Origin of the sequence: Natronorubrum texcoconense (assembly GCF_900100335.1) — an archaeon.
Classification (GTDB): Archaea; Halobacteriota; Halobacteria; order Halobacteriales; family Natrialbaceae; genus Natronorubrum; species Natronorubrum texcoconense.
On sequence record NZ_FNFE01000001.1, the window covers coordinates 1,108,464 to 1,125,072 of the forward strand.

Here is a 16,609-nt window from a genome sequence, read left to right on the forward strand (position 1 = left end):
CCGATCGACCGACGGTCGGTTACCGACCCGTCGACGTCCCGTTTCGGCGGTAGATTCAAGCCTCGAACCGTCGATCACACCGTATGTCAACGCTTCGCATTGACGCGAACGTGCCGCATCTTTCAACCGAGACCGGCGACGCCGCCGAACGCGCCGAGGAACTCGGCTTCGACGGCGTCTGGACGGCGGAAACTGACCACGACGCCTTCCTCCCGCATCCGATCATCGCGGATCGGACCGAGCGGATCCAACAGGGCACGCGCATCGCGCTCGCATTTACTCGGAGTCCGATGGCCCTCGCCTACACGGCCTGGGATCTCGCGCAATACTCCAACGGGCGGTTCGTCCTCGGTCTCGGCACGCAGGTCAAGGGACACAACGAACGACGGTTCAGCGTGGACTGGGAGTCACCAGGTCCCCGACTGCGCGAGGTCGTCGAATCGCTGCGCCACATCTTCGACGTCTTTCGGGGCGAGGCCGAACTCGACTACGAGGGCGAGCACTACTCGTTTTCGCTGATGACCGAGACGTTCGATCCCGGGCCGATCGACCACCCCGACGTGCCGATCTACATCGCGGGCGTCAACGAGTACAACATCCGGCTAGCGGGCGAACGCTGTGACGGACTGGCGATGCATCCGTTCAACACACCCGCGTACGCGAGCGACGTTATCGCCCCTACGGTCGCCGAGGGAGCGGACCGCGCCGACCGATCTCTCGAGGACGTCGCCCTCTCGGCGAGTCCGTTCGTCGTGACGGGCGCAACCGAAGACGAGCGTGATCGCTCGCGCGAGGAGGTTCGCCGTCGAATCGCGTTCTACGGCAGTACGAGGACTTACCACGACGTCCTCGAGCACCACGGCTGGGGCTCGATCGGCGAGGAACTCCACGACCTCTCCAGAGACCAGCGATGGGAGGAGATGGCCGACCGCGTCACGGACGAGATGCTCGCGACGTTCGCGATCGAAGCGCCGCCCGAGGAACTCCTCGACCGTGCTCGAGACGCCTACGGCGGGATCGCGGACCGACTCGTCCTCCCCCTCGATCAGGGTGCAGCCTTCATGAACGAGTAACGACGAACGCCGTCGGAGCTGTCGAACGAGACGCGGCCCCGTCGCTCCAGCGTTCCGAGCGCGCCGAGGGTGTCGAGCAACTGCGCCGGATACCGAACCTCGCCGGCGCGGTTGCGGGTGATCTCCATCGGCGTCGCCGGCCCAACGGTCACGACGGCTTCGAGGGTCGCCCCAGTGAGCGACTCGAGTTCGTTCCGCGTGAACTCGATGGTCTCCTGGTACGTCGTGAAGACCGGCCCGTGACCGGGGAAGATCCGATCGTACGACCGGGACTCGAGTCGGTCCATGGCGTCGTGAAACGCGTCGACAGCCTCGTAGGCGCCGTGGTCGATCCCGACGTGGATCGCCCCGGGTCGGAACGGTTCGACGAGCGCGTCGCCGCTGAAGAGAACGCGCTGGTCGCCGACCGTCGTTGCGAGGCTCGCGTGATCGATCTGATGGCCGGGCGTGTGGATGGGGTCGAACTCGAGATCCGCGACCGAGAACGAGTCGTCGAACGCGAAGCCGACGGCCTCGTCCGGGGCGAGCAGTCGCCGGTTGCGTTGCAACGAACTCCTGGCGCGTTCGACCTCGCGTTCGATCGCCTCGCCCCGGTAGCCCGCCGAGCGGCCGACTTCGCGGACGCCGTCCGCCAGATCGTCAGGATTTCGCTCGAGTCGCTCGAGGACGGGTTCGGGCGCGTAGACGGTCGCGCCCGCCTCGCGCAGCAACGGCACCTGGCCGATGTGGTCGCTGTGGGGGTGGGTAACGACGACCGCCTCGACGTCTCCCGGCTCGTAGCCGCGTTCGGCCAGCCCCTCCCGGATCGTCTCCTCGGCCCGGTCGCTGGGGTCTCCGGCGTCGACGAGGATCGGTGCCGGCGTCTCGAGCAGGTAGGCCGCCGCGTGTTTCGGCGGCCACTCGATGTCGAACTCGAGTCGCGTGATCTCCGTTTCGGCTGGTCCCGTCGCCGGGTCCGTCGGTTTGCTCATCGGCCCGCCTCAGATTAGCTCGCGGGCGATCGTTCGTTTCTGGATCTCGTCGGTACCCTCGAAGATGCGGAACACCCGCGCGGAGCGGTAGTTGCGTTCGATCGGAAGCTCCTTCATAAAGCCGGCGCCGCCGTGGACCTGCATGGCGATGTCGGCCGCGTCGTTCGCGAGTTGGGCGCCGCGGAGCTTCGCCATCGACTCCTCCTTGCGGGCGCGCTCGCCGTTGTCCATCTTCCAGGCCGCATAGCGGTAGAGCTGGCGAACCTGCTCGATGTCCGTCGCCAGTTCGGCGAGCTGGAAGGAGACGCCCTGTCTGTGCCCGATCGGCTTGTCGAAGGTTTTCCGGTCGCGGGCATACTCGACGGAGATATCGAGTAAGTACTGGGCGGTGCCGACGGAGCCCGCGGCGATGTTGATCCGGCCGCCGCCGATCCAAGACATCGCCGACTGGAACCCGCGGCCAACTTCGCCGAGCACCTGATCCTCGCCGACTCGGCAGTCGTTGAAGTAGAGTTCCGAGTGCGTTCCGGGGGTCATCCCCATCGCGCGGTGGATCGTGCCGACCTCGAAGCCGGGGTTGTCCGCGTCGACGAGGAAGCAGGTGATCCCCTCGAGATCGCCGTCATCACCGCTCGTTCGCGCGAAGACCATCGTGAAGTCCGCGTACGGGCCGTTCGTGATGTAGCACTTCTGACCGCTGATCACCCACTCGTCACCGTCCTTCTCGGCGGTCGTGTCCATGTAGTGGGCGTCGCTCCCGTGGCCCGGCTCGGTGAGCGCGAAACAGGTCGTGATCTCGCCGTCCATCAGCGGTTGAAGGTACTCCTCGCGCTGGTCTTCGTCACAGGCCAGCAGGATCGGAGTTGGGCCGCCCGCGCCGCCGAAGATGGCGCTGTGGAACCCCGGCGGCCGGTTCGACATGTGTTCGCCGACGATCGCCCGCGTGAGGATATCGACGTCGCCGCCACCCGCCTCCTCGGGCATCGTCATCCCGTAGAAGCCCGCTTCGACTGACTTCTGCCGGATCTGTTCGACGATGTCGCGGTATTCGGGGACCTGCCGGTGATTCTCGTCGACGATGTGTTTCTCGTAGTCCGCCCCGAGGAACTGATCGTACTCGTTCTCGAGCGGTTTGACCTCCTGATCGACGAAGTCGTCGAGTGCCTGCTTGATCTGCACCGCTTCGGACGGTTCGCTAAAGTCCATAGCCTATATGACAGAACGTGGTACATAAGTGTTATCGTGTCGCATACGTCTGCCGGGAGGAGATGAATCGGTCTCTCTCGAGCGCCAATCGAACGCAAGCGTTCGACAGAACAGAACAATTATGTCACCCCAGCGGCAACCTATTGGTATGACAATCCAGGGCACGGATAAGGGCGACAGGGTGCAATCGGTCGTCAAGACGCTCGATATTCTCGAGGCCCTCTGGCAGTCCGAGGGCGCGGGCGTTACCCAGTTGACCGAGCGGACTGGCCTCCCGAAGAGTACGGTTCACGCCCACCTGACGACGCTCCGCTCGAAGGGGTACGTGGTCCAGGACGGCGACGAGTACCGACTCGGCGTTCGATTCCTCTCCTTTGGCGAGCACGTGAAACACGCCGAACCGCTGTACGCTGCGTCCGAGACGCCGATCGAGGACCTCGCGGACTGGACCGGCGAGCGCATCCTCTGTTCAACTGAGCAGAACGGCCTCGGAACCGTCATTCGGGCCTGCGACGGAGAGCGATCGGTCTCCTCGAGTATCAGCGTCGGGACGCCGACGTACCTCCACTGTTCGGCCGCTGGAAAGGCGATGCTCGCTCACTTCGATCGGTCGAAAGTTGATCGAATCGTCGACACCTGGGGGCTCCCGGCCTTTACGGACGAGACGATTACGGATTGGGCGACGCTGGAAGCCGAACTCGAAGCCGTCCGCGAAGACGGTGTCGCGTACAATCAGGGGGAGTATCTTCCCGGTATCAGCGCGGTCGGCGCTCCTGTACTCGACAACGACGGTGACGTTCACGGCGCACTGACAGTCGTCGGCCCACAACATCGACTCGAGAACGAGTGGGAACACGAGGAACTGCACAATCAGCTGCTCTCGGCTGCGAACACGATCGAAGTCAACCTCCTGTTCTCGGAGTGAGCCCGCATCGCAGTCTGTCTCGATCGTCGGCGTTCAGCTCGACTGAACAGCACTCAGAGGCGAGATCGACTGCCAGGTCCGTGTGTCTTAACATCTCAGCGAAGATTGTGCTCGATTACCGCGTTCCGTCTGTCCGAACGAAGTCTAATTTACAACCATATGGTTGTAATTTTCCCAACCGTCGATCGACAGTTGTCGTCGTTCGCGGAACCGGCAACGTCCCTCGAACGTAGTGGAACGCCATCACGATTGTTCACGGGAACGCTCCGTTTTTAGAGTTATATAGCGGTAGTAGTGGCCCCTGTAGGCGGTTTTCGTCGACTCGGAAATGAAGATTTTGAGGAAGTCGATGCTGTATATGTATTCTAAACTATTATATTAAAATCAAATAATTTTATAACATTCTCAATAGTGTTTCGAGCTACTACCAGAATATGTATATTATGATCGACTGTTTGTGGACCAGAGACTATTTCCGCTCCGTTTTGAGCTCGAGACCGACCAATTTGAGGGCGCAAAAATATCCGCCATACATGGCCCTATACATCGATATCGATTAGAGTGGTCATTGGCATTTCGCTTCGTACGACACGAGCACCGATACAAGGTCGCTCGTTCCGTGCTAAACTATCAGAAAGACATCTATCACAAAAATCACTCAACTCAAAATAATTATGTGTGTTTAGTATATTATTTATTTCGAGGAATGTATTTTCGGTCGGATGGTCTGCGAACTTGTTACCTTTCGCACAATGCTGGCAGTTCGATTAATGGCCGTCTGGGCCAAACGGATCGATGGGATGGGAGTGGTCACAAGACTTCGACTGATCATCGGCGACGACGGAGAGTTGTACGAGTGTCGCAACTGTGGGTCGAAGTTCGACCACGAACCGGACACGTGTCCGACCTGTGGGTCGGCCGAAATCGCTCACTACGAGTTTTAAACGAGTCGCCATTTTCAACGCCGCTGGCCGTTGAGATCCGTCCATACAGACGGTAGTCCGGAACCGACTGTGCCGGTCGATTGCGCGTCGCAGTGTCGATCTCCGGCGGCGACGAAGCCATCCGTCTGGACGGCGAAAAACGGGCATGAATCACTCGAGTGCGGATGCGACGACCGCGCCAGCGAGCGAGCAGGACGCGAGGACGCCGACGGCGGACGAGACGAGAACGGCGACGCTCGGAATGGGCTGCTTCTGGGGTCCCGACGCCCGCTTCGGTGCGATAGAGGGCGTCGTTCGAACGCGTGTCGGATACGCTGGTGGGACGTCGCCGACCCCCAGCTACCACTCGCTCGGGGACCACACCGAAGTCGTGCAGGTCGAGTACGATCCTGATACACTGGGCTACGACGATCTACTCGAGGTCTACTGGACGAACCACGACTGGGGATCGACGGCGCCCAAACGCCAGTATCGGAGCGTCGTCCTCGCGGCTGACGACGACCAGTTGGCGGCTGCCGAGCGGTCCCGAGACGTACTCGAGGAGCGGACCGGCCGATCGGTCGCGACCGATCTCGAACGACTCGAGGCGTTCACCCGCGCCGAAGACTACCATCAGAAGTACGAACTCCGCTCGACGCCAGTCGTTGGCGACGAACTCGCGACCCGCTACGGCGACGCGTTCGTCGACTCGACGGTCGTTGCACGGCTCAACGGCTTCGTGGCTGGACACGGCGAGCCGTCACAGCGTGCGGCCCTGTTTGAGCGTGTCGAACTCGAGCCGACACAGCGCTCGGAACTGCAGCGGCGCTTCTGATCCGGGCGTTTGGTGACCCTATAGTAGACACTGAAACGATTTACACGCCGATCGCAACGCCGTCCGACGAACGGGTGTGCATTGACTTTCAGTGTCTACTATACTTGTACGTCGACCACGAAGGAGGAGGTATGACCGACGACGATCGGTACAAACTGTTCGGCGTCTACCTGTCGGAACCAACTGTCGACGCGCTCGCCGAGTCGCTGTACGAGGAGGCAGGCGTCGTCGACCTCGAGACCTATTTCGACGAGACGGCGGATTTCGTCCCCGCCGGCGATCCGGGTGCCGACGCGACCGACGCCCTGCTCGCGGACGTCCTCGAGTCGTTCGCGACGCGCTACGATGAGGCAGCGTTTGAGACGGCGGAAACCGTCGATCCCGACTCGTTCACGCTCGTCCATCTCGCGGCCAAGCCGCGACGCGTCACGGAGCTTCGCGAGCGTTTTCAGGCCGCGGCAACGATTCAGGAGACCGACCTGCGGACGGTCCAGACGGCGATTCTCGCGGCACACCTCGAGACGGAACTCGAGGCCTAGCAGCGAACGACGGCTACTGTTCCGGCTCTCGTCGCTCGATCATTCCTAAGGCGATAAAGGAGACCACGACGTCACCGTCCTGGTTGTATCCCTCGACGTGGGTATCAACGTACCCCCGCTTTTGGTCGCTCTCCGAGACGCGCTTGTCCAGGATCTCTGTTCGGACGGTGAGCGTGTCGCCGGGTTTGACCGGCCGTTTCCAGCGCAGTTCGTCGACCCCGCGAGCACCCATGCTCGCGCGGTCGTCGATCGGGCCGTCGACGAGCAGCCGCATACACATCGAGGCGGTGTGCCAGCCCGAGGCGACGAGCTCGCCGAACGCGGACTCCTCCGCTGCGTCGGCGTCGGTGTGGAACGGCTGCGGGTCGTACTGCTCGGCGAACTCGACGATTTCGTCGGCCGTGACGGTGTACTCGCCGAATTCTCGAGTGTCTCCGATCTCGATGTCTTCGTAGTACTGCATTTCCCCCAACTGTGGCGCACGCGACCAAGAGTGTATGGAAAGGCGAACGGGCGACGGCCGATCGCTCGTCAGGCCGCCTGGAGATCGTGGATGCTCACCCAATGATCGGGATACTCTCGCTCGTGGTCGCTCGCATCGCGGTTCGCGTCGGGCCAATCGGCACACTCGCGCTCGAGGTCACAGCTGTCGCAGCGAAGTTCGTATGCCATAAGTTCTCGTATGACAGAGGGAGCTGTAAGCGTTTGTCGGGACGTGACGGACTGTCTTTCAGTTGGACTCGTGGTGTCGTGGATTTTTTGTTTGTGGCTCGAGTCCCACTACCTCGATTCGTGAGGACTGGGCGAAGTAGATTTGCGACGTACACAGCGTACTGGGCGGATGCGATTAGTAACTCTCTCTACTGAGTATTAGCACACCAACCATTACGGCCGCTCCACCAGCAGTACAGAGGAGAGCTGTCAGAAACGGATTGATCGCTTCAAACCCGAGTCGATACGCACAAAGGCGACCGATTGCTCCCCCGACAGCAATCGCAGCATAAAATTCCAGTCTACTGAGAGCGGATACGCGACACAAATCCATATGGTCGTACTGGATTGGTGTCACGATAACTATGTCGCCCGTGCTGACAATACGTTCTCACGGACGAACTGAGCGAGTAGGTTGGGGCAGATTTGAACCACGGTCGTTCCGCTTCGCTCCACTCCCTGATTCAAATCTGCCTAACGTAACGAATTTGCTGCTCGCGGATTGCTCGCAGCAAAATTAGTGGGTTGGGGCAGATTTGAACTGCCGACTTCCTCCGTGTGAAGGAGGTATCATAACCAGACTAGATCACCAACCCGCACGGGATTGTATCCGTGCGTTTAACTTAAGACTTCCTTTCAGCGGTCGTCAGCTGGGTCTGCCGCGTCGGACCGTGAGAGCGTCGCTCGAGCGTTCCCAACGACTGCACGGGCCTGCCCGGCGGCGTTGCGCTCCAGATCGGACACGCCGTCCCGAACCGCCTCGAGGCGGCTCGGTTCGGGTTCCGGTTCCGACTCGCGGCCGACCAGGTCGCGGAGTCGCGTCGCGTAGGGCTCGAGGGCTTCACTGAGACCGAGTTTCGCGTGTTCGCCGGCGCGGCTGAGGTAGTAACGGCTGTCGTCGAAGTGCTTATTCATGTGACCTTCTACCAAGGGGAGGACCCCATCCGATATAGCCCTTTCGTAGGCAACAGGATGGGGTCGGTACCGATCCCGACGCCGACCTGCGAGTCTGTCTCGAGCCCAGGGCGAACGGACGGCGGTGTCGAGTTCGGTCGAGTGCCAGCGAATTAGTACTGCGGCGAGTCTTCCGGCTCGCCGTCGCGTTTGTTGACGACGCGACCGAAGGTGAACAACCCGTCCGAGAGGCGGTTCAGGTACTGCACGGCTTGCTCGTTGATCTGCTCCTCGCTCGCGAGGGCGACAGCCCGACGCTCGGCGCGTCGGCAGACGGTTCTGGCGTGGTGGAGCGCCGCCCCGTGTTCGCTGCCCGTCGGCAGGATGAAGGAAGTCAGCGGCTCGAGTTCCTCGTCGTACGCGTCGATCCAGTCCTCGATGGTTTCGACGTGATCGGCGCGGACGGCGGGATCGTCCTCGTCGGGGTCGGGGTTCGCGAAGTCAGCCTGCACGACGTGGAGGTGGTTCTGAACCGTTCGTAGCTGCTCGTCGACGTCGTCGTAGCCGGTCGGTCGGATCGTCCCGATCAGGGCGTTGAGTTCGTCGACGGTTCCGTAGGCCTCGATGCGCGCACTGGTCTTCGAGACGCGAGTCATATCCCGGAGATCGGTCTGTCCGTCGTCGCCGCGACCGGTATAGATCGTCATACGCGAGTCGACGGACGGCGGCCACTTAACTGCTGACGCATCGGTAGGTCGTCAGATTGGGTCCGCTCGCAGTACGGACAGGCGATACGATATCGGGACACGACTGGAAAATGGCCGTTCTCTCGAGGAGACCTCATTCCCCCGGGTAGCGCAGCTATGAACGTATCAGTTTGGACCGGACGCAACTTATGGTCCTGCTCGGTATACGAGACCCCCGTGACTGAAAATAACGCACCCGTGGCCCGGGATTGCGGAGGTCGATCGTAGATGTGCACGCGATTAGTGTATCTGGGACCCGACGACGTCGTTATTACCGGTCGGTCGATGGACTGGCACGACGAGATCGGAACCAACATTTGGGTGTTTCCACGTGGGATGGATCGAACCGGTGCGGTCGGTCCGAACTCGGTGGAGTGGTCCGCAGAGTACGGCAGCGTCATCGCCTCTGCGTACGACATTGCGTCGACAGACGGGATGAACGAGGCAGGCCTGGTCGCGAACCTTCTGTGGCTCACCGAATCCGACTACCCCGAGTGGGACGGCGACTCACCTGGACTGGCGATTTCGATGTGGGTACAGTACGTCCTGGACAACTTCGAGTCGGTAGCCGAGGCGGTCGAGAATCACCGGGAAGACGAGTTCGTCGTCGTCTCCGAGGAAATCCCCGACGAAGGCCGGTTCGCCACCTTGCACCTGTCTCTGTCGGACGCCACGGGTGACAGCGCCATCTTGGAGTACGTCGATGGCGAGCTAACGATCCATCACGGTCGGGAGTACCAGGTGATGACGAACTCCCCACCGTTCGATCAGCAACTCGCACTCGACGAGTACTGGTCGGAGATCGGCGGCACGGTCATGTTACCGGGAACCAATCGCCCGGCCGACCGGTTCGCCCGGGCGAGTTTCTACGTGGACGCGATACCACAAACCCAGGACCGTCGAATCGCGACGGCGAGCGTCTTTGGCGTAATCCGGAACGTCTCCGTTCCGTACGGTATCAGTACGCCGGACGAACCACACATCTCCTCGACGCGCTGGCGTACGGTCGCGGATCACCGAGACCGACGCTACTACTTCGAATCCGCGCTCTCACCGAACGTCTTCTGGCTGGATCTCGACGAACTCGACTTCGCCGCCGACACCGGTGTTCGAACGCTTCCGCTCGGTCAGGACCAAGCGAACGTCTTCGCTGGCGACGTCGCCGGAGAGTTCGTCGACACCGAGCCGTTCGAGTTTCTCGGCGTCCCCGCTCCTTCGAGTTAATCTCGATCGAGAGACGAGCGCCGGCGGTAGCGATCGGTACGTTAAACACGCGCCGCGCCAAACGCCCGCGTATGGCCATGGAACTCGACCACGACTGTCCGAACTGCGGTGACGAGCGGACCTTCTACCGTGCGGCGAGCACCACGCTCCACCTCGGCGAGAAGGTCAAGTGGCACTGCCCGGACTGCGACTACGGCTTCGTACGGATCGGCGACAACGGCACCGCCGTCGACTCGAGCGCGACATAACGACGACTAACTCCCTTCTGGTTTTAGTACGGTCCATCGCCGTCGCTTCGCGGCAGTCGCTCGTAGGCTGGCGACACCGACCGGATAATGTTCGCGACCTGCTGGAGTTCCATCCCAAGGAGCACGACGATATCGCTCAACGAGACGATGCCGACCAGGTCGCCGTCCTCGACCACGGGGACCCGACGGACGCCCTTGCGCGACATTCGCTCGAGGAGCTCGGAGATCCCCGCGTCGGCGGCGACCGTCAACAGGTCGCCAGAGACGATCTCGCCCACCGGCGTCGAGCTCGTCGCCCCGTCTCCGCCGAGGACCTCGAGGGCGAGGTCGCGGTCGGAGACCAACCCGACCGGTTCCCCCTCGGCGATGACGATGACGCTGCCGACGCGTTTCGTCCGCATCGTCTGGACGACGTCGGATAGCGCGGTTTCCGGTTCGACGGTGACGACCGTTTGCCGTGCGATATCGATCACAGCCATACGAGACCCGTCGTCGCCGATCGAGACAAGCGTTGTGCCGCGTACGGAGCCGTTCGACGATCGGCCACCGGCCTTCCCCGTCGAACGCATCGATCGCTCGGGTCCTCAATCGAGAACGCATACAAGATTACTTCTGGGGAGGAGTTCGTGGGATACGTATGCAAGGACGCAGGCTCGCCACGACGGACGAGATCATCGCGATCGTCAGTCCCGACAGCGACGAGGCGCTCGCGTCGCTCACCGAGTGGACCGAGGAACGGGGACTCGGGCTGGCGACCGTCGCCGTCGGGGACGACATCGGCGACGTCTACGACGAGAGTCGAGCGACGTTGGGCGTGACGCTCGGTGGCGACGGAACGTTTCTGGAGGGCGTCAAGACGTTCAGTCCGCGGGATATCCCGCAGCTGGGCGTCAACACGGGAACGCTCGCGTTTCTGGCCCGCGTCGAACCCGAGGACCTCGAGGACGCGCTCGACGAGACGCTCCGCGGGCGGGCCTCCGTCGACAGCCGCCAGCAGGTTCACGTCGAGGCACCCGGCGTGGACGCAACAGGGATCAACGATGTCATGGTCCAGCAGGTGCCCCCGGAGAACCCGATCGACCGGAAGGTGACGCGACTCGACGTCTACGCGGACGACGAGTACGTCGGCGAGTTCGAGGGGACGGGCCTGGCCGTCTCGACGCCGACCGGCTCGACCGGCATCTCGCTGTCGGCTAACGGGCCGGTCCACTACCCCGTGAACAACCATACGCTCCAGATCGTCCCGCTGCACACGCACAAACTCGGCGTCCGTCCGATCGTGGTCTCCCCCGAGACGGAGCTTCGAATCGTCACGCAGGAACAGGCGAGTCTGCTCGTCGACGGCGGACGGGCTCACACCATCCTCACCGAAGGTGACGAGATCACGGCCACCGGCGCTGACAAACTGGCCCACATCGTCCGAACCAGTTACGACGACCACTTCTTCACCGCGATCACGAAGAAACTCGGTTGGGACGTTCGGGATGTCGACGTGCCGGCGGCGAAGCGTCGCGAGCCGCTGTCCGCCGCGTCGAAGAAGTCGATAACCGCCGACGAGGAGACGGATACCGTCGAACGTGCGCTGACGGTCGCAACGGAGGCCGCGAAGGCCGCCGGCGAACCGCTTCGCGAACTCCACGGACAGGTGGAATCCATCGACGTCAAAACCGACAAATCCGATATCGTCACGGAGGCCGATCACCAGGCCGATCGGATCATCACGACCGTTATTCGCAACGAGTTCCCCAACCACGCAGTCTTTTCGGAGGAGGGAGCGCGCCAGCGAGGCACTGACAGCGACTACACGTGGGTGATCGACCCGCTCGACGGCACCGGAAACTTCGCTCACGGCAACCCCAACTACTCGATCTCGGTCGCCCTCGTCGAGGACGGCGAGCCGGTGATGGGCGTCGTCTACGTCCCCGAGACCGACGAGCTGTTCTCCGGAATCGCCGGGAATGGCGCCTGGCGCGACGGCGATCCGATCGAGACGACCGACCGTGACCAGCTCGACGAGAGCATGCTGATTTCGGGCTACGATCCCGACGGCACCTTCCTCTCGCACTTCTATCAGGCCTCGCGCGGCGTCAGACGGCTCGGCTCCGCCGCGCTCAATCTCTGTTACCTCGCCAGCGGCAGCGCGGACGCCGTCTGGGAGCACGACACGTACCCCTGGGACATCGCGGCCGGACTCGTCATCGCTCGCGAGGCCGGCGCGACGCTCACCGACCAGACGGGCGACCCCTACGAGTTCGACTTCGATACCGACGACCGAACGCCGCTGCTCGGCTCGAACGGCTCGCTCCACCCGGCGCTGCTCGAGCACCTCGAGGACGGATTGCCGGCCCGCTCACAGTAAGGGAAAGACGTACGAGTGTAGCCGAAAGCGACAAACGAGCGTGGCTGAACGCGACGGACGGCCGTTACTCGTCGTCCGTGTTTCCGATCGCGTGCCACGACAGCCGCGGATTCCGTGCGGCGCTGGTCTGGTCGATCCGGCGAGCCGTGGTGCGGCCGGGTGCGGCCTCGAGCGTCTCGTCGTCCTCCGCTGCGACGGCGTTGAAGGCGGCGGCGAGCCGGTCGAGCGTCCCCTTGCTCTCGACCTCCGTGGGTTCGGTCATCAGCGCCTCGGAGACGATCTCGGGCCACTTGGTCGTCGGCGGGTGGACGCCGTAGTCGAGCATCCGTTTGGCGACGTCGGCGGCGTCCTGGTCGCCCGCGCTGGCGACGAACTCGTGGTGGAACGGCTCGTAGGGGATGTCGTACTCGAGCTGACTCGCGAGGTAGTTCGCGTTGAGCACCGCCTTCGCGCTGGCGTCCGAGAGACCGGCATCACCCAGCCGAGCGATGTAGGCGAACGCCTTGACGAGAACGAGCCAGTTGCCCTGGTAGCCGTGTACGTGGCCGATCGTGTGTTCCGGGTCGAACAGCTCGTAGGTCGACTCGCCGCTCTTCGTCTTGTCGCCTTCACGCACTCGAGGGGCCGGCAGGAACGGTGCCAGTTCGTCGACCACGCCGACGGGACCCGCGCCGGGACCGCCGCCGCCGTGGGGCGTCGCGAACGTCTTGTGGACGTTGTAGTGCATCACGTCGAAGCCCATATCGCCCGGGCGAGCGCGCCCGAGCAGGGCGTTCAGGTTCGCCCCGTCGTAGTAGAGCAAGCCGCCCACGTCGTGGACCATCTCGGCGATCCGTTCGATGTCGCGCTCGAACAGCCCGAGCGTGTTCGGATTCGTGAGCATGAGCGCCGCCGTCTGCTCGCTCAGGGCGGCCTCGAGCGCCTCGAGGTCGACCCGACCCTCGTCGTCGCTCGGCAGCGAAACGACGTCGTAGCCGCCCAGCGCGGCGGTCGCGAAGTTGGTTCCGTGGGCGCTCTCGGGGACGATGACCTCGTCGCGGTGGTCCTCGCCGTTGTGCTCGTGGTAGGCCGCGGCGACGCGGATGCCGACGAACTCGCCGGCCGCGCCGGCCGGCGGCTGGAGCGTGACGGCGTCCATGCCACCGATTCGGCCGAGGTAGTCCTGCAGCCGGTACAGTAGCTCGAGGGTCCCCTGCAGCGATCGTTCCGAGCGGTCGGGGTGGACCGCGGCCTTCGGCAGCGCTGCGACGTCCTCGGTGAACTTCGGGTTGTACTTCATCGTACACGACCCCAGCGGGTAGGGGCCGCTGTCGATCCCGTAGATCATCTGGGAGAGCCGCGTGTAGTGGCGCGCCAGTTCGGGCTCGGAGAGTTCGGGGAGCTCGAGGGAGTCCCGCGTGAGGTGGTCGGGGAGGGGCGAGTCGCTGCCGTCGCCGCCGTCGCCGTCGTCCGTCTCGTCACCCTCGGCACCGATTTCGACGCGCGTCAGATCCTTCTCCGAGAGCAGCGGCTCGTACTGGCCGTTCTCGACGTACCGGGCCTGATCGTAGCGGACCCCCTCGGCTCGAGGCGCTGCGCTTGCGTCGTCGGAACGCTCGCTCATCGGGCCACCTCCTCGAACGCCGCGACGAACGAATCGATCCGTTCGTCCGTGACGCCGGCGACGCAGACCTGAATCAGGTGTTCACCGACGACGTGGACCGCGAAGCCGCGTTTCTCGAGGTCTTCGGCGATCGCGGCCGCGGGCTGGTCGACGTGGGCGACGAACTCGCGGATGTGGTGTCGGTCGTGAACCGGCGCCTTGACGCCGACGAGGGCGTCGAGTCGCGCCGCGAGATCCGACGCGCGGGTGACGCCGCGCTCGGCGAGGTCGACCATGCCGTTCGGGCCTAGGGACGCCGCGTGCATCGCGGTTCGGAGCGCGACCCACGCCTGATTCGTACAGATGTTACTCGTCGCGCGCTCTCGGCGGATGTGCTGTTCGCGGGTCTGTAGCGTGAGGGTGTACGCCCGGCGGTCGGTCGCGTCCTCGCTCACGCCGACCAGTCGGCCGGGGACCTGTCGGAGGTAGTCCTCGCTCGTCGCGAACAGCCCGAGTCCCATCCCGTAGCTCGTCGGGAGTCCGAGTACGCTTGCATCGCCGACGACGACGTCGGCACCGACGTCCGCCGGCCGCTGGAGTACAGAGAGCGCGACGGGATCCGAGCCGAGGACGAACAGCGCGTCGTGGGCCGCGGCGAGGTCGCCGATCGCCGTCAGGCTCTCCTCGATCGTTCCGCGAACGGTCGGATTCTCCGCGTAGACCATGACGCTCTTCTCGTTGACCTGCTCTTCGAGGGCGGCGAGGTCGACGTTCCCGTCGTCGGTCGGATACTCCTCGATCTCCAGATCGGTGCCGGCGACGTAGTTCTCGAGCGTCGACCGTCGCCCCTCGCGAAGGAGGTCGGGCACGAGCACGCGGTGGCCGCTCGTGTCCCGAACGCGCTCGGCCAGCGTGGCGGCTTCGCCGAGCGCCGTCGCGGCGTCGTACATCGAGCAGTTAGCGATCTCGAGGCCCGTCAGTTCGACCAGCAGCGACTGGTACTCGAACAGCGCCTGCAGGAACCCCTGGGAGACTTCGGGCTGGTACTGCGTGTAGGAGGTGAGAAACTCCGAGCGGTCGGCGAGGTGGTCGACCAGCGACGGCACGTAGTAGCCGTAGTGGCCTCGACCCAGCAGCTCCGTCAGGTCGCTGTTTCGGCCCAGGATCGAGCGAACCAGCCGTCTCGTCTCGCGTTCAGAGCGTGCGTCGATACCGAACTTCCCGTCGAACTGGACGGCCGTCGGGATGTCGAAGAGGTCGGCTTCGGTTTCGACGCCGACCGCCTCGAGCATCCGCGAGCGTTCCGCGTCCGTGTGGGGAGCGTACGGACTCCCCGTGGCGTGTGATCCGTGCATAGTTAGTAGCGGTCCCGGTCGAACGTCGCGGCCCGTCCCCAGCGTGGTCCGCCCCGTGCGATTCGAGACATGATACCAGCCAGTAGCGGTCACGGGGTAATGAACGCACCTCTTCGGCTCCGGGAACCTGTCGCCGAAAGCGATCGATCACGCCACGCGGAGACCGACCAACGATGGACCGCTACCCGCTCGAGTCGCACCGTCGTGCCTGCAGACGCGCCGTCCCCACCTTTGACCGCCGCCGGCGTGGGCCACCCGCATGGACAGTTCAGGCAGCCGAGACGACGATCGAACGCCGCCGTTCGACGGGTCCGGAGGCGGGGAGTCGCCGCTCGGGCGTGAAGATCAGGAGGTCGGCGCCGAGGTCGCGACCGACCCCGACTCGTTTCTCGGCGTCCTCCCGCACTTTTATCGCGGCGAGGTCAGTCAGGCGAGCGGTGCACAGGATCGGATCGACCGCACGACGGACTGGGCGATCGCCCTGCTCGCCGCGTTGCTCTCGCTCGTCTTCTCGAGTCCGGAGATGCCCGCGTTCCTCCTCCTGATCGGGCTCTTCACCCTCTGTATCTTCCTGTTCTTCGAAGTTCGCCGATACCGGTTCTATGACCACTGGCGCGCTCGCGTCCGATTCGTCCAGGAGAACGTGTTCGCGAACGCGATCGATCCCGTCGGCGTCGAGCATCCGAACTGGCGCGAAGAGTTGGGCGACGATCTGCGCAGTCCGACGTTCAAAGTCTCGTTCGTCGAGGCGCTCTCCCGACGGCTGCGCCGCGTCTACGGCCTGTTGTTCGCCGTAACGGGAGTCGCGTGGGTGTTCAAGGTCACGCTGTTCACGCCCGAACAGCAGTGGACCGAAGCGGCCGAACTCCCCGGCATTCCGGGGCTCGCGGTGGCAACAGTGCTCGGCGTCTTCTTCGTCGGCATACTCGTGTTCGCCTTCTGGCCTGCCAAGCGCAGGGCGAAAGGCGAGATCCACGGGCAAGAGTCCGGCGACTGGAAGAACGATTGAGGAGAGAGA

17 protein-coding genes and 1 tRNA gene are annotated in these 16,609 nt (G+C 63.6%); 8 read left to right on the top strand and 10 right to left on the bottom strand.

Going from position 1 to position 16,609, the window contains the following annotated elements; genetic code table 11:
* Positions 1-83 precede the first annotated feature (83 nt).
* Positions 84-1,073 (top strand): TIGR03617 family F420-dependent LLM class oxidoreductase, encoded by a 990-nt coding sequence (locus tag BLT08_RS05250; protein ID WP_090303695.1) that lies wholly within the window; start codon positions 84-86, stop codon positions 1,071-1,073.
* Here BLT08_RS05250 and BLT08_RS05255 read toward each other — a convergent pair.
* Together BLT08_RS05255 and BLT08_RS05260 are read right to left on the bottom strand one after the other, a co-directional pair.
* Positions 1,046-2,044, bottom strand: coding sequence for an MBL fold metallo-hydrolase (locus BLT08_RS05255; RefSeq protein WP_090303696.1), 999 nt, complete (start codon positions 2,042-2,044; stop codon positions 1,046-1,048). The two genes, BLT08_RS05250 and BLT08_RS05255, sit on opposite strands and share 28 nt — an antisense overlap.
* 9 nt (positions 2,045-2,053) lie before the next feature.
* On the bottom strand, positions 2,054-3,250 hold the full coding sequence (locus tag BLT08_RS05260) for an acyl-CoA dehydrogenase family protein (protein ID WP_090303697.1): 1,197 nt from the start codon (positions 3,248-3,250) through the stop codon (positions 2,054-2,056).
* A 148-nt stretch (positions 3,251-3,398) separates the two neighbouring features.
* Here BLT08_RS05260 and BLT08_RS05265 point away from each other — a divergent pair, with 148 nt between their 5' ends.
* The 3 genes from BLT08_RS05265 (at position 3,399) to BLT08_RS05275 (ending at position 6,472) form a co-directional block, all read left to right on the top strand.
* Positions 3,399-4,175, top strand: a complete 777-nt coding sequence (locus BLT08_RS05265) for an IclR family transcriptional regulator (protein WP_090303698.1) — start codon at positions 3,399-3,401, stop codon at positions 4,173-4,175.
* Between the two features lie 1,089 nt (positions 4,176-5,264).
* Complete coding sequence (gene msrA / locus BLT08_RS05270; RefSeq protein WP_090303699.1) at positions 5,265-5,933, top strand: peptide-methionine (S)-S-oxide reductase MsrA; 669 nt, start codon at positions 5,265-5,267, stop codon at positions 5,931-5,933.
* 131 nt (positions 5,934-6,064) lie between these two features.
* Positions 6,065-6,472 (top strand): hypothetical protein, encoded by a 408-nt coding sequence (locus BLT08_RS05275; protein ID WP_090303700.1) that lies wholly within the window; start codon positions 6,065-6,067, stop codon positions 6,470-6,472.
* 13 nt (positions 6,473-6,485) lie between these two features.
* Here the strand turns inward: BLT08_RS05275 and BLT08_RS05280 are convergent, their stop codons facing one another.
* From BLT08_RS05280 to BLT08_RS05295, 5 genes are all read right to left on the bottom strand, one after another.
* Positions 6,486-6,935: a MaoC family dehydratase gene (locus BLT08_RS05280; RefSeq protein ID WP_090303701.1), complete on the bottom strand. Its 450-nt coding sequence runs from the start codon at positions 6,933-6,935 to the stop codon at positions 6,486-6,488.
* Between the two features lie 68 nt (positions 6,936-7,003).
* Entirely contained in the window at positions 7,004-7,144 is a 141-nt protein-coding gene (locus tag BLT08_RS22875; RefSeq protein ID WP_175529236.1) for a hypothetical protein, read from the bottom strand.
* 560 nt (positions 7,145-7,704) lie between these two features.
* Positions 7,705-7,779, bottom strand: a tRNA-Val gene (locus BLT08_RS05285).
* Between the two features lie 40 nt (positions 7,780-7,819).
* Complete coding sequence (locus BLT08_RS05290; RefSeq protein WP_090303702.1) at positions 7,820-8,098, bottom strand: DUF7553 family protein; 279 nt, start codon at positions 8,096-8,098, stop codon at positions 7,820-7,822.
* A 152-nt stretch (positions 8,099-8,250) separates the two neighbouring features.
* Positions 8,251-8,784: a cob(I)yrinic acid a,c-diamide adenosyltransferase gene (locus BLT08_RS05295; protein ID WP_090303703.1), complete on the bottom strand. Its 534-nt coding sequence runs from the start codon at positions 8,782-8,784 to the stop codon at positions 8,251-8,253.
* Positions 8,785-9,051: 267 nt separating this feature from the next.
* Here BLT08_RS05295 and BLT08_RS05300 point away from each other — a divergent pair, with 267 nt between their 5' ends.
* Both BLT08_RS05300 and BLT08_RS22880 read left to right on the top strand, forming a co-directional pair.
* Positions 9,052-10,047, top strand: coding sequence for a linear amide C-N hydrolase (locus tag BLT08_RS05300; protein WP_090303704.1), 996 nt, complete (start codon positions 9,052-9,054; stop codon positions 10,045-10,047).
* 71 nt (positions 10,048-10,118) lie between these two features.
* Complete coding sequence (locus BLT08_RS22880; protein WP_175529237.1) at positions 10,119-10,295, top strand: DUF7838 family putative zinc beta-ribbon protein; 177 nt, start codon at positions 10,119-10,121, stop codon at positions 10,293-10,295.
* Between the two features lie 23 nt (positions 10,296-10,318).
* On the opposite strand, the gene BLT08_RS05305 is transcribed toward BLT08_RS22880, so the two are convergent.
* Positions 10,319-10,774 (bottom strand): CBS domain-containing protein, encoded by a 456-nt coding sequence (locus BLT08_RS05305; RefSeq protein ID WP_090303939.1) that lies wholly within the window; start codon positions 10,772-10,774, stop codon positions 10,319-10,321.
* Positions 10,775-10,932: 158 nt separating this feature from the next.
* On the opposite strand from BLT08_RS05305, the gene BLT08_RS05310 reads away from it, so the two are divergent.
* The gene (locus BLT08_RS05310) at positions 10,933-12,654 is read left to right on the top strand and encodes an NAD(+)/NADH kinase (RefSeq protein ID WP_090303705.1); all 1,722 of its coding nucleotides are present in this window, start codon (positions 10,933-10,935) and stop codon (positions 12,652-12,654) included.
* Positions 12,655-12,718: 64 nt separating this feature from the next.
* Here the strand turns inward: BLT08_RS05310 and gcvPB are convergent, their stop codons facing one another.
* The gene (gene gcvPB, locus BLT08_RS05315; protein WP_090303706.1) at positions 12,719-14,257 is read right to left on the bottom strand and encodes an aminomethyl-transferring glycine dehydrogenase subunit GcvPB; all 1,539 of its coding nucleotides are present in this window, start codon (positions 14,255-14,257) and stop codon (positions 12,719-12,721) included.
* Entirely contained in the window at positions 14,254-15,591 is a 1,338-nt protein-coding gene (gene gcvPA / locus BLT08_RS05320) for an aminomethyl-transferring glycine dehydrogenase subunit GcvPA (RefSeq protein ID WP_090303707.1), read from the bottom strand. Before gcvPA ends, gcvPB begins: the two co-directional genes overlap by 4 nt.
* Before the next feature lie 259 nt (positions 15,592-15,850).
* Here gcvPA and BLT08_RS05325 point away from each other — a divergent pair, with 259 nt between their 5' ends.
* Positions 15,851-16,600 (top strand): DUF2270 domain-containing protein, encoded by a 750-nt coding sequence (locus tag BLT08_RS05325; protein WP_090303708.1) that lies wholly within the window; start codon positions 15,851-15,853, stop codon positions 16,598-16,600.
* Positions 16,601-16,609 lie beyond the last annotated feature (9 nt).